At 67.0% G+C, this 13,022-nt stretch carries 11 protein-coding genes; 6 read left to right on the forward strand and 5 right to left on the reverse strand.

The genetic code is table 11. The annotated features are described in order from the left end of the window. Positions 1–11 precede the first annotated feature (11 nt). Together ACRYJK_RS03020 and ACRYJK_RS03025 are read left to right on the forward strand one after the other, a co-directional pair. A complete protein-coding gene (locus ACRYJK_RS03020; RefSeq protein WP_482666104.1) occupies positions 12–623 on the forward strand; it encodes a hypothetical protein in 612 nt (203 codons plus the stop codon). 39 nt (positions 624–662) lie between these two features. Beyond that, positions 663–1,154 (forward strand): EF-hand domain-containing protein, encoded by a 492-nt coding sequence (locus ACRYJK_RS03025; RefSeq protein WP_482666105.1) that lies wholly within the window; start codon positions 663–665, stop codon positions 1,152–1,154. Here ACRYJK_RS03025 and trmFO read toward each other — a convergent pair. Continuing rightward, positions 1,151–2,488: a methylenetetrahydrofolate--tRNA-(uracil(54)-C(5))-methyltransferase (FADH(2)-oxidizing) TrmFO gene (trmFO, locus tag ACRYJK_RS03030; RefSeq protein ID WP_482666106.1), complete on the reverse strand. Its 1,338-nt coding sequence runs from the start codon at positions 2,486–2,488 to the stop codon at positions 1,151–1,153. The two genes, ACRYJK_RS03025 and trmFO, sit on opposite strands and share 4 nt — an antisense overlap. Positions 2,489–2,545: 57 nt before the next feature. Between trmFO and ACRYJK_RS03035 the strand changes: the two genes are divergently transcribed. Continuing rightward, positions 2,546–3,193 carry a lysoplasmalogenase family protein gene (locus ACRYJK_RS03035; RefSeq protein WP_482666107.1) on the forward strand — a complete coding sequence of 216 codons (648 nt, stop codon included), beginning with the start codon at positions 2,546–2,548 and terminating at the stop codon, positions 3,191–3,193. A gap of 3 nt (positions 3,194–3,196) precedes the next feature. Next, positions 3,197–4,171 carry a CorA family divalent cation transporter gene (locus tag ACRYJK_RS03040; protein ID WP_482666108.1) on the forward strand — a complete coding sequence of 325 codons (975 nt, stop codon included), beginning with the start codon at positions 3,197–3,199 and terminating at the stop codon, positions 4,169–4,171. Here ACRYJK_RS03040 and ACRYJK_RS03045 read toward each other — a convergent pair. Together ACRYJK_RS03045 and gyrA are read right to left on the reverse strand one after the other, a co-directional pair. Continuing rightward, a complete protein-coding gene (locus tag ACRYJK_RS03045; protein WP_482666109.1) occupies positions 4,139–4,468 on the reverse strand; it encodes a DUF952 domain-containing protein in 330 nt (109 codons plus the stop codon). The two genes, ACRYJK_RS03040 and ACRYJK_RS03045, sit on opposite strands and share 33 nt — an antisense overlap. After that, entirely contained in the window at positions 4,465–7,227 is a 2,763-nt protein-coding gene (gene gyrA / locus ACRYJK_RS03050) for a DNA gyrase subunit A (RefSeq protein ID WP_482666110.1), read from the reverse strand. Before gyrA ends, ACRYJK_RS03045 begins: the two co-directional genes overlap by 4 nt. 272 nt (positions 7,228–7,499) lie before the next feature. Between gyrA and ACRYJK_RS03055 the strand changes: the two genes are divergently transcribed. Both ACRYJK_RS03055 and ACRYJK_RS03060 read left to right on the forward strand, forming a co-directional pair. Beyond that, the gene (locus tag ACRYJK_RS03055; protein ID WP_482666111.1) at positions 7,500–8,684 is read left to right on the forward strand and encodes a hypothetical protein; all 1,185 of its coding nucleotides are present in this window, start codon (positions 7,500–7,502) and stop codon (positions 8,682–8,684) included. Between the two features lie 61 nt (positions 8,685–8,745). Continuing rightward, a complete protein-coding gene (locus tag ACRYJK_RS03060) occupies positions 8,746–10,158 on the forward strand; it encodes a sensor histidine kinase (protein WP_482666112.1) in 1,413 nt (470 codons plus the stop codon). 1 nt (position 10,159) lies between these two features. Here the strand turns inward: ACRYJK_RS03060 and ACRYJK_RS03065 are convergent, their stop codons facing one another. Further along, positions 10,160–11,446 carry a citrate synthase gene (locus tag ACRYJK_RS03065; protein ID WP_482666113.1) on the reverse strand — a complete coding sequence of 429 codons (1,287 nt, stop codon included), beginning with the start codon at positions 11,444–11,446 and terminating at the stop codon, positions 10,160–10,162. 87 nt (positions 11,447–11,533) lie between these two features. Continuing rightward, positions 11,534–12,973 carry a glutamate--tRNA ligase gene (gene gltX, locus ACRYJK_RS03070; protein ID WP_482666114.1) on the reverse strand — a complete coding sequence of 480 codons (1,440 nt, stop codon included), beginning with the start codon at positions 12,971–12,973 and terminating at the stop codon, positions 11,534–11,536. Between the last annotated feature and the right edge of the window lie 49 nt (positions 12,974–13,022).

Here is a 13,022-nt window from a genome sequence, read left to right on the forward strand (position 1 = left end):
CCGCGTTAACGATGCCTCCGCCCGCGCCCCCCCGTCCTCCTGCGACCCTCTTCACGCTCTCCCACCATCTGGTGCGACCAACGGTCGACGTGCGCGCCCGCGCGGCAACCGATGCACTGTCGGCGCTCGACGAGGCATTACGCGTCGCGCAAAACGGCGCCCGCGATCCGATGCTGCGTCAGATCCGGCTGCGGTGGTGGTCTGATCAGGTCGAACAGCTTCGACCCGGTGATCGCCCGCCCGACCCTACGCTCGCACGCGTCGCCCGCGACCTTATCGCGCGCTTCGACGGCGAAAGCCGCGCGCGCCTGTCGCAATGGGCCGCAAATCACGATGACCCGGCGGCGCGCGGCGAAGGACTGTTCGCCATCGGCGCGCATTTGCTCGGCGGCGCTGAGGGTAGGGCAGAGGGTGGCCTGTGGGGGCAAACCGCGGCCGCACTGGAGGAGGGTGCCGCGCCTCGCCTGTTCCCACCGCTCGAGGCGCGCGCTGCGACACGGGGCCTCGCCCCACCTCTGCGCATCATGGCCGCGCAGGCGCGCGACGTGGCTCGGCGGGGTGGGCGCAACGCACCCCTGCGCGATCAATGGATCAGCTTGCGGGTCGGATTGCTCGGCCGCTAGCAGCCGTTGCGAGTCGTGTTCGACGAGGGGGGAAGGGGCATGCGGATTTTAGTGGGTGCGCTCGCCGCAGCGGCTTTGCTGCTGGGCGGATTCTTTCTCTGGAGCGCCACGTCGCAGCCCGTGCCAAAGCTCAGCGCCGCTGCGGCGCCCGCCCCGCCCGAGGCTGCCGACCCGTTGGCGCTGCCCACGGGCGATCCTGCGGCCCGGGGCGCACCCCCGCCCGGCCTTCCCAAAGCCAACCCCCTGTCGCGCGAGCAGCGGCGCTTTCAGCGCTACGATCGCAACCGCGACGGCGGCATCACGCGAGTGGAGATGCTATCGACGCGCAGCAGCGCCTTCCGTCGGCTCGACAAGGACGGCGACAATCTGTTGAGCTTTGAGGAATGGGCGGTGCGCACCGGTGACCGCTTCGCCGAAGCCGACCGCGACCGTTCGGGTATCGTCACCCCCGCCGAATTTGCCCGGACAGCGCCCAAGCCGCGCACCGCCGCGCCACGCTGCCGCTGTCCGGCGGACGCCGAGGCCGACTAGGCCGCCTTCGCCTTCCAGGCCGCGAGCGAGGCCTGCGCGCGCTGCGCATAGCCACGTTTACGGTCGGCCTTGCGGACATCTTCGGCGAGCGGCGGGAACAGGCCGAAATTGACGTTCATTGGCTGATAGGTCGCGCTGTCAGCACCCCCGGTGATATGCCCTGCGAGCGCGCCCAGCGCGGTATCGGCCGGAATCGGAACGGGCGTCTCGCCCCGCTTCTCCGCAATGACGTAGCGGGCGACCGCGAGCCCGATGGCGGCGCTTTCGACATAACCTTCGCAGCCGGTGATCTGCCCGGCAAAGCGGATGTGCGGCATCGATTTCAGCCGCAGCGTGGCATCGAGCAGCACCGGCGACTTGATGAAGCTGTTGCGATGCAGGCCGCCCAGACGCGCGAATTCCGCCCGTTCGAGGCCGGGAATGGTGCGGAACAGACGCACCTGTTCGGCATGTTTAAGCTTTGTCTGAAAACCCACCATGTTCCACAATGTGCCGAGCGCGTTATCCTGCCGCAGTTGCACGACGGCATAGGGCCAGCGCCCGGTCCGTGGGTTATCGAGTCCGAATGGCTTCATCGGCCCGTGGCGCAGCGTCTGCACGCCGCGAGAGGCCATCACTTCGATTGGCATGCAGCCTTCGAAATAGGGGGTGTTCGTCTCCCACTCCCGAAACTCGGTCTTCTCGCCGTTCAGCAGGCCGGTCACGAAAGCGAGATACTGCTCCTTGTCGAGCGGGCAATTGATATAGTCTTTGCCGTCGCCCATCGGCCCAACCTTGTCCCACCGGCTGGCCATCCACGCGATATCCATGTCGACGCTGTCGCGATGCACGATCGGCGCGATCGCATCGAAGAAGGCGAGCGAATCTTCGCCGGTCGCCCGAGCGATCGCTTCGGCAAGTCCGGGTGCGGTGAGCGGTCCGGTGGCAACGATCGTCGCACCTTCCGTCGGCAGCTCATCGACCCGCTCGCGCACCAATGTCACATTCGGGTGCGAGGCGAGGGCCTGCGTGACCCGTGCCGAAAAACCATCGCGGTCCACCGCGAGCGCCGACCCGGCTGGAACCTTGGTCGCATCAGCGCTGGCCATGATCAGCGATCCGAGCTCCCGCATCTCACGATGGAGCAGGCCTACCGCGTTGGCCTCCGCGTCGTCCGAGCGAAAGCTGTTCGAACAGACCATCTCCGCCAGCGCGTCGCTGTGATGTGCTGGCGTAGTCTCACCACCGCCGCGCATCTCCGACAGGCGCACCTGCAACCCGGCTTCGGCGAGCTGCCACGCTGCCTCACTGCCGGCGAGCCCGCCGCCGATGACATGGACATCATGCGCGTTCATCAATATCCCTCGGTCCTGTTTAGGCCGTGCCACGCGCACATCCTTGGGGGGAGAGACGTGCACCTGGGCCTGTTTGCCGCGGCGATGTTCGCCGGCGCGGCGTATCTGTTCGTCCCGCTCCTAGGCGTCGCCGGCCCCGCTGTCATCGCCTGGAAGGGGGCGGGCGTCGCATTGCTTGCGCTGTGGGCGTGGCTGGCGCGGCGCGACCGGATCGGCCGCACCATCGCCCTCGTGCTGGCGCTCGGGGCGGTCGGCGACATCCTGCTCGACGCTGTCGGGCTGGAGGTCGGGGCCGCAGCGTTCGCGGCCGGGCACTTGGTCGCGATCCTGCTCTATCTGCGACATCGCCGCACGCCACTATCCGCGTCGCAGCGCTGGCTGGCGATGCTGCTGATACCTCTGTCGCTGATCATCGCCGCGGGGCTTCTGCGCGGACAGGATGGGCTGGCGGGCGCCCTGCTTTACGTAGCAATTGTCGCGGCGATGACGGCGGCGGCGTGGTGCAGTCGCTTCTCGCGCTATCGCGTGGGGGTGGGAGCGGTCCTGTTTCTCGTCAGCGACCTCATTCTCTTCGCGCGCCTCGCCGGACACATTGAGCCGGGCGTGGGCGGTGTGCTGGTATGGAGCGCCTATTTCGGGGGTCAGGCGTTGATCGCGTGGGGCGTGGTGACATCGGCTGTCCGTCCGGCCGCTACGGAGCGCTAACGGTTGGAACTGAAACCCACGCCCGCCGGGCTGCGCGCGATCCTCTATGATGCGGAAGGTCGCGACCGCGCGCTGGAGATCGCAGAAATCGAGTTTGATTCGATGACCGATTCGCAGCTGCTGTGGATCGACGGGCCAGTCGATGCTTTCAATCCGTCGGTCGAGCTGCCCGAACAGATACGGCAGGCGATGGGCGAAATCTTGCAGAACGGCCCGACCATTCGCATCGGCGGCGATCTTTACTGGTTCACCGTCCCCGCGTGCCCCGATCGAAAGACGGAAGCGGGGACGTTCGTCAGCTTCATTGTCTGCGGCAAGAGCGTTCTCGTGACGGTTCGGCAGACCGAAGCGGACGCCTTCAATCGCTTCATCGACACCGATCGCGGTGAAACGCTGAAAGGTCAGCTGTCCGCGTCGTCGCTGTCGGCGGCACTGATGATGTCACACCTCGGCGATTTTCAGCGACAGATTTCTTTGATCGACGATGAGGTCGATTCACTCGACGATGCGATTTTGCGGTCGCGGGAAAAGGGCGACCCATTGCGCAAGCTCGCCACGCTGCGACGCCGGCTCGCTGCGGTGCGTCGTGCGCTCGCAGGGCACCGCAGCGTGATGCAGTCGCTCGAACGCGCCGATTTCGCGCCGATGATCGAAGACGCCGACGAGCGGCACTTCGACAACCTCTACGCGCTTTACCAGCGGCTGGAGGACGAGGTCGCGCGCGGCCGCGACGCGGTGGTGGCGAGCTTCGACATCTATGCGACGCGAGTGGCGCAGGACACCAACGAATTGCTGCGCGTGCTGACCATCGTCACCGTCGTGCTCGGCATTGTCGGTACCATCGCCGGTGTGTTTGGGATGAATTTCGAAATCAGTTTCCTGCCCGGCGACCAGCTCGGCTTTCTGATCGTCGTGGCCATGATGATGGCCCTGTCCTTGCTATTTTTAGCCTACGGGCGCTTGCGTAAATGGTATTGAGCGCTGCTCGGCGCTCATGACGGCCCCCCTGGGGAGGGGAGCGTAGAGGTGCGGGAACAGCGCCCCGCCGCGCGACGGCTCCCAGCGCAAGCCATTGATCGCGCCGAGGTCGACGGTCAGCACGACGACCTCGCGACAGTCGGAATAGTGCCGCTCAAGCGTGCTTTCGAGCTGTTCGGCGGTCGAGAGGTGGATGAACCCGTCCGCGAGGTCAGCTGCCGTCCCGGAGTAGTGCGTGCCGATAAAGCTGGCCCACTCATCGGGACGGAGGACCTTATATGCGACGCCTGCGGTCATTCCTCCTCCGCGCTGCCGGGTGGTTCGATATCGGGCACGTCGGCAGTGCGGTCGGGCACGTCCGCGCCCACCAGATCGCCGCCGTCGAGAGCCTCTTCCGCGTCGTCGCCGCGGTCGGCGAGGCGCGCGGCGCTGACGACATGTTCGTCGTCGGCGACGTTGAACAGCCGCACCCCCGCGGAGCCGCGCCCGATCACCCGCAGGCTTTCAAGCGGCAGGCGGATGAGCTTGGCTTGGTCGGTCACCAGCATCAGTTGGTCGCTGCGCGTCGCGGGGAAGCTCGCCACCACCGCGCCGTTGCGCTCGATATTGTCGATGTTGGTGATGCCCTGACCGCCGCGCCCGGTGCGGCGATATTCGTACGCGCTGGAGAGTTTGCCGTAACCGTTGGCGCACACGGTGAGGATGAACTGCTCGCGCTCCGAGAGTTCCTCAAAGCGCGCTGGTTCCATGGCGGGCTCGCCTTCGCGCTCAGGCTTCCAGGGCGCGTAGCGGAGATACTCCTCGCGCTGCTCCATCGTCGTGCCGACGCGGTGCAGGATAGAGAGCGAGATCACCTCGTCCTCACCCTTCAACGTCATGCCGCGCACGCCGGTTGAGGTGCGGCTCTGAAACTCGCGCACGTCGTCGGCGGAGAAGCGGATCGCCTTGCCGAAGCGCGAGGCGAGCAGGACATCGTCACCCGGATCGGCCAGCGCGACCCCGATCAGCCGATCGTCGCTGCCTTCGTCGAAGCGCATCGCGAACTTGCCGTTGCTGGGCACGTTGGCGAACGCGTCCATCGAATTGCGCCGGACATTGCCCTTGGCGGTGGCGAACACGACGTGTAGGTCGCTCCACACCGTCTCGTCCTCGGGCAAGGCGACGACGGTGGAGATCGTCTCCCCCTGCGCCAGCGGCAGCAGGTTGACCATCGGCCGTCCGCGCGTGGCGGGCCCCCCTTCGGGCAGGCGCCACACCTTCAGGCGATAGACCTTGCCGCTGGTCGAGAAAAACAGCACCGGATTGTGCGTCGAGGTGACGAACATCTGCGCCACCGCGTCTTCTTCGCGCGTTGCCATGCCCGCGCGGCCCTTGCCACCCCGGCGCTGCGCTCGGAAACTGTCGAGGCTGGTGCGCTTGATATAGCCGTCATGGGTGACGGTGACGACCATCTCCTCGCGCTCGATCAGGTCTTCGTCATCGATGCCGTCGGCGGCGGGCGCGATCAGCGTGCGGCGCGGCGTGGCGAACGCGTCCTTCACCGCCACGAGCTCGTCGCGCATCACAGCGTAGAGCTTGGCGCGGTCGCCGAGGATGGCGAGATAGCCTTCGATCGCCTCGGCCAGCACCTTCAGCTCGTCGCCGATTTCGTCACGCCCAAGCGCCGTCAGACGGTGCAGGCGCAGCTCGAGGATCGCCTTCACCTGCAATTCGGAGAGCCGATAGACCTCGCCTTCGATCTCGCCCTCGATCGCTTCGACCAAGCGAATGTAGGGAGCGATTTCGGCAACGGGGAACGGCTTGGCGAGCAGTTTGTCGCGGGCGATCGTCGGCGTCGCGCTGCCGCGAATGATCGCCACCACCTCGTCAAGATTGGTGACTGCGATCACCAGGCCGAGCAACAGATGCGCCCGATCGCGCGCCTTGTTGAGCTCATACTTCGTGCGGCGGGTGATGACCTGTTCGCGAAAGGCGACGAAGCTCGTCAGTATGTCGCGCAGCGACAGCGTTTCGGGCCGCCCGCCGCGAATGGCGAGCATATTCGCGGGGAAGCTCGACTGCGCGGGGGTGTGCCGCCACAGCTGGTTGAGCACCACTTCAGGCGTTGCGTCGCGCTTCAGATCGATGACGATGCGGACACCGTCGCGGTTCGATTCGTCGCGGATGTCGCTGACGCCTTCAATGCGGCGTTCCTTGGCGGCTTCGGCAATGCGCTCGACCAGCATCGATTTGCCGACCTGGTACGGAATCGCCTTGAGGACGATCGACACCCTGTCGCCGCGGCCCTGCTCGATTTCGTGATGCGAGCGCATCATGATCGACCCGCGCCCGGTGGCGTAGGCGGCGCGGATGCCCCCCTGGCCGAGGATCATGGCTCCCGTCGGAAAGTCCGGGCCCGGCACGATCTCCAGCAGCGCCGCGTCGTCGGTCGCCGGATTGTCGATCAGCGCGAGGCAGGCGTCGATCACCTCGCCCAGATTGTGCGGCGGGATGTTGGTCGCCATGCCGACCGCGATGCCGCCCGACCCGTTGACGAGCAGATTGGGGAAGCGCGCCGGCAGCACCGTCGGCTCCATCCGGCTCGCGTCATAGTTGGGGGTGAAGTCGACCGTATCCTTGTCGAGGTCGTCGACCAGCACCATCGCCGCCTTGGCGAGGCGCGCTTCGGTGTAACGCATCGACGCCGGCGGATCGGGGTCCATCGACCCAAAATTGCCCTGACCGTCGATCAGCGGCAGCCGCATCGACCAGTCCTGCGTCAACCGCGCGAGCGCGTCGTAGATCGCGCTGTCGCCGTGCGGGTGGTAGTTACCCATCACGTCGCCGACGATTTTCGCCGATTTCTTGTAGGCACGGCCCGGCACGAACCCGCCTTCGTCCGCGGCGAACAGGATCCGGCGGTGGACCGGCTTCAACCCATCACGCACGTCCGGCAGCGCGCGCGCGACGATCACCGACATCGCATAGTCGAGATAGCTCGACTTCATCTCCTCGACGATGTTGACGGGCGAAACATCGGAAGGGGTGGGGGTCGGCGAAACGGTGTCGACGCTCAAGAATCAGGCCCTTGTGGCAAAGCTATGACAAGTGATCGGCCCTAGCCGGGGGGCGCCGGAAAGGCCAGTCGACGCGGCCAGTCACGGCGCGGATTCGTGCCCTTATGCGTCGAAGATTTCTTCACTCCGCGCGCGCGATACCCGATCGAGCGTTCCCGTGATCGCTGCTCCGCTCTTAGACGGTGATGGCGGCGTTTCGTCGGCCGGCTGCGGCATCGCGCGATCAATCGCACTGTCAACCGCGCGCGGCTTTGCTAAGCGGTGCGCGCACCATGACGTTCGCCGCTCTCTTGTCCGCACAGGACCTCGTCGATGCGCCGACCCAGCCGGGCGGCAGCGGAACGTTGCGCGCGCTGCTGCCGGTCGCGGGGATGACGATTATCGAGCAGCAGGCGGAACGCGCGCGCGCGGCGGGCGCGCGGCGGCTGATGATTCTGGTCGACGGCGTCCCGGCGGCACTCACCCAGGCCTGCGATCGCATGCGCGCGCGCGGCAGCGACGTGGAGCTTATCCGCGACGGGGCCGACATCGCCGACCTGCTGCAACCGAACGAACGGCTTTTGCTGGTAGCGGATGGTCTAGTCGCGGGCGACGGCGTCTGGTCGGCGGTGGCGAGCGCGCGCGACGCCGCCTTGCTGGTCACCAGCGACACGCTCGCCACGCGCGACCTCGAACGGCTCGATCCGGAGACGCGCTGGGGCGGACTGGCGATGCTGGGGCCGGGGGCCGGAGAGCGGCTTCGCGACTTGCCGGAAGAATGGGACCCATTGCTCGCGGCGCTTCGCCAAGCGGGACAGGACGGCGTGCCGCGCCTGCCGTGGGACGCCAGCCAGTTTGCTGCCGGCGAGCTCGCCATTGCCGGATCGGACGAAGTCGCCACGCTCGTCGAACAGCGCATCATCGCCACGCGTGACACCCGCGATCGCGGGTGGGGGGAGCGGTGGCTGATCGCGCCCGTGATCCGACTCATAGGTGGTTGGCTGCTGGCACGCCCTACATCCGGTCTGTGGGCGCGCGGGCTGGGCGTTGCGCTGCTGGCGGGGGGGACCGGCGCCATGCTGGCCGGCGCCTGGTTGCCCGGCGTGCTGGCCGCCTGGTCGAGTTTCTGGGCGACCGGCGCCGCGCGGTTCGTGGCCCGGTTCCGGCCCGAACCCCGTTGGGCTGAGAGGGCTGCGCTCGTCACCTTGGTGGTGGGCTTCGGCGCGCTCGCGCTCGCCGAGCGAGGGGCGAGCATCGTGCCGCCAGCGCTCGGTGACGGAGGCGTCGGGGTGGCGTTGCTCGCGCTCTTCGCCCCTCGCGTGGTCGCCGAGGGCGATGACCTGGGTCATCCCGACGTCGCAGCTCTGCTCCCGGCGGTCGCGCTCGCGGTGCTTGCGCTCGGCCATGATCTCGGCGGACTGGCGCTCAGCGTCGCGCTTGCAGCCTACCTCGGCTGGCGCTGGTTTATCCGCTCTTAACCCTCGTCGGTTAGACCGCCCGTGTGGCTGGCACTCCCCTTCTTGGCGCGAGCATCTGCGTATGACTGCCGTGGCGCGCGCCAGCGTGTCCGCGGACGGCGTGCTGCTGAGCGCGGGTAATGACGTGCTCGACCTTCAGCACGCGGCCGGAGGCGACCTTGGTGGCCCACTGCTGCTGCCCGCACTCGCCCGGGTGGCGCGGCTTTCGTTGCGCCTCGGCCAGCCGATCGAGCGCGCAGTTGTGCTCGGCGACGTCGCAAGCGACATTTTCGCTCACGCGCGGGTGTTTCCGACCGGCGACATCGCGCGAGTCGAACTGATCGACTGGCGAAAACGAGAGGCGGTCGCTCTTGATGCAGCGCCGCCCGCCCCGCTTCCTCAGCGCGCCGTTCCGCCCGGCATGGTTCGCTGGGCGAGCGACGTGCGGCTGCGGCTGGTGCATGTCGAAGCCGATCCCGCATGGGGCCTCGGCGAGACGCGCTGGCTGGGCCGCTCCTTGGCGGAGCTGTTTCACCTGCTGCCCGACCGGCACGGCGCGCTGCCGTTGCTCGTTGCCTTGTCCCGCCAGGCGGACATGCGCCAGCAACCCGCCAGTCTTGCGGCGGGCCCGGCGGCCGGGACGCTTCTTTCGCTCGATGCCAAGGCCATGTGGGAGGAGGACCAGTTCGTCGGCTTCACCGGCGCCGCCGCCCCGGTCGGCTTTGGCCAGCTTCCCGCCGACGTGTCGGCGCCGAGTGCCGCGGCCGCGCCGCTCGGGGCGGGCGGGGGCACCGATCTTCTCGGCCAGCTCGACGCGCGAAGCTTTGCGCTGCGCATCGACGGTGCATTGCGCCGGCCGTTGGGTCGCATCATCGCCAACGCCGAAACCATCGCCGGGCAGCGGGAGGGACCGGTTCGCAGCGAATATGCGGGTTACGCCAGCGACATCGCGCTCGCCGGCCGTCACCTGCTCGACCTCGTTGACGATCTCGCAGACCTGCAAGCGGTCGATCGCGAGGGGTTCACCACCGCGCGTGAGCCCGTCGACCTTGCGGACCTCGCGCGGAGGGCGGCGGGGCTTCTGGCGATGAAGGCGGAGGATCGCGGCCAGCGCATCGACCCGCCGCACGCCAACGAGACCGCGCCGGCGATCGGCGAGTTCCGACGCGTGCTCCAGATCCTGCTCAACCTGATCGGCAATGCGATCCGCTATGCGCCGGAAAACAGTGCGATCTGGCTGCGGGTCGAAGCGGATGAGGCGAATGCCCGCGTCACGGTGGCGGATCAGGGCCCCGGCATCCCACTCGAACAGCAGGACCGTCTGTTTGAAAAGTTCGAGCGACTGGGCCGCACCGACGCGGCCGGGAGCGGTCTTGGACTCTACATCTCGCGCCGGCTTGCGCGGGCGATGGGCGGAGAGCTCACCGTCGACAGCGGCGCGGGGCAGGGCGCGCGCTTCACGCTGACCCTGCCGCGCGCTCCGATGAGCGGCTAGCTCAGCCGCGCGCTTCGACCGGAACGTAATCGCGCTGGGTCGGGCCGGTGTAGAGCTGGCGCGGGCGACCGATCTTTTGCGCCGGGTCCGAAATCATTTCATTCCACTGCGCAACCCAGCCCACAGTGCGCGCGAGTGCGAACAGCACAGTGAACATCTCGGTGGGAAAGCCGATCGCGGACAGGATCACACCTGAATAGAAGTCGACGTTCGGGAACAGTTTTTTCTCGATGAAATATTCATCGTTGAGAGCCAGTCGCTCAAGCTCCAGCGCAACGTCGAAGATCGGATCGTTGACCTTGAGCGCGTCGAACACTTCGCGCACCGTCTCCTGCATCACTGTCGCGCGCGGGTCGTAGTTCTTGTACACGCGATGGCCAAAGCCCATCAGGCGGAACGGGTCATTTTTGTCCTTGGCTCGGGCGATATAGTGCGGGATGCGGTCAGGGGTGCCGATTTCGCGCAGCATGTTAAGCGCGGCCTCGTTGGCGCCGCCATGCGCGGGCCCCCACAGGCAGGCGATGCCGGCCGCGATACATGCGAACGGGTTGGCTCCCGACGACCCGGCGAGCCGCACGGTCGACGTCGACGCATTCTGCTCATGGTCTGCGTGAAGGATAAAGATGCGGTCCATCGCCTTTTCGACCGCAGGGTTCACCTCATAAGGTTCGGCCGGCACGCCGAAGGTCATGCGCAGGAAATTGCCGGTATAGGACAGCGAATTGTCTGGATAGACGAACGGACGGCCCACCGAATACTGGTAGGCCATCGCCGCGATCGTCGGCATTTTGGCGATCAGCCGGTGCGACGCGATCTTGCGCTGCTCGGGATCATGAATTTCGGTCGAGTCATGATAGAATGCGCTGAGCGCGCCGACGACACCGCACATGATCGCCATCGGGTGCGCGTCGCGGCGGAAGCCGCGGTAGAAGGTCGCGAGCTGTTCATGGACCATCGTGTGCCGGGTGATGGTATTGGTGAAGCTGTCGAGCTCACCCTTGTTCGGCAGTTCGCCGTTGAGGAGGAGATAGGCGACCTCCATGAAGGTCGACTTTTCGGCGAGCTGGCCAATCGGATAGCCGCGGTGCAGCAGCACCCCCTCATCGCCGTCGATATAGGTCAGCGCGGATTCACACGCTGCGGTCGACGTGAAACCCGGGTCGTAGGTAAACTGCCCGCTCTCCGCGTAAAGTTTGCGGATGTCGATGACCGACGGGCCGACTGTCCCTTCGAGGACGGGCAGGTTGATGGTCTTGTCACCAGTGGAGAGGTTGGCGGCGTCGGTCATCTGGCGTGGCCCTTCGCAGTGGCGGTCGCCGCGTTCCGCCGCAGCCCCGCGAATTACAAAGCCTCGCCAATGCGGCGAGAAGGTTGCTTACCGCGATAGCGCCGCAGCGATGCGATGCAAGCTTTCGTCCCGCCCGAGAAGGGTCAGGACGTCGAAGATCCCCGGCGATTCCGCGCGACCCGTCAACGCAGCACGAAGCGGCTGCGCAACCTTGCCAAGCCCGAGACCCGCATCCTCCGCAACGCCACGCACTGCGGCCTCGACACTCTCCGCGGTCCATTCCGCCAGCTCGCCGAGCCGGGCATGCGCCGTCGCCAACACGCCATCGGGAGCGTTGGTAAGCAGGCTCGTCGCCTTCTCGTCGAAATCGAGCGGGACGTTGGCGAAGAGGAAGGCTGCGCCCTTCGCGACATCGTTCAGCGTGGTGGCACGCGGCGTGAGCACCGGCATCGCCTCGGCCAGCCTGGCGGTCGCATCGGCAGGCAGCGGCTGCCCTGCGGCCGTCGCACGCTCAACTACCAGCGCCGCAAGCCGCGCGGGGTCGCTCGTCCGCAGGTAATGCGCGTTGACGTTATCGAGCTTCTTGAGGTCGAACCGCGACGGCGAGCGGCCGACGTCATCGATATCGAACCAGCGCACCGCATCGTCGCGCGCGATGATCTCGTCATCGCCATGGCCCCATCCGAGCCGCAGCAGATAATTGCCGACCGCCTCGGGCAGCATGCCCAGCTCGTCGCGATAGGCATCCACCCCCATCGCACCGTGACGCTTGGACAGTTTCGCGCCGTCGCTGCCGTGGATCATCGGCACATGGGCATAGATCGGGATCGGCCAGCCGAGGGCCTCGATCAGTGCCACCTGACGAAAGGCGTTGGAGAAATGATCGTCGCCGCGAATGACGTGAGTGACCCCCATGTCGTGATCGTCGACCACCACCGACAGCATGTAGGTCGGCGTGCCGTCAGAGCGGAGCAGGACGAAATCGTCGATCTCGCCGGCGCTGACGCTGACTTCGCCCTGCACATGGTCGGCAATGCTGATCGCGCCCTCGCGCGGAGCCTTTAGGCGCACAACGCTCGGTGCGTCGGGGGAGGGCGGTGTGGCGCCGTCGCGATAGGGGCTGTCGACGCGAAACGGACGTTTCTCCGCTGACGCTCGCTCGCGCATCGCGGCGAGCTCCTCCTGAGTCAGGTAGCAGCGATAGGCGTGACCAGCATCGACCAGGCCCTGTGCAATCTCCGCATGCCGACCCGCCCGCGCGAATTGGAACGTGGCCTCGCCATCCCAGTCGAGCCCAAGCCAGCGCATGCCATCCAGGATCGCCTCGACGGCCGCGTCGGTCGAACGCGCGCGGTCGGTATCTTCGATCCGAAGCAGGAACTTGCCTCCGGTCCGGCGTGCGTAGAGCCAGTTGAACAACGCCGTCCGCGCACCGCCGATGTGCAGAAAGCCCGTCGGCGAAGGTGCAAAGCGCGTGACGACGGGGCGGTCACCGGCGCTGGCGGGACGGTCGGCGGTTGCGTTCAAGGCGCGCGTCTCACATGATCGGCCACGCCGCGTCGCGGGGCATCGGCGA

The sequence above is a fragment of the Sphingomonas sp. BLHR8 genome, assembly GCF_056821725.1.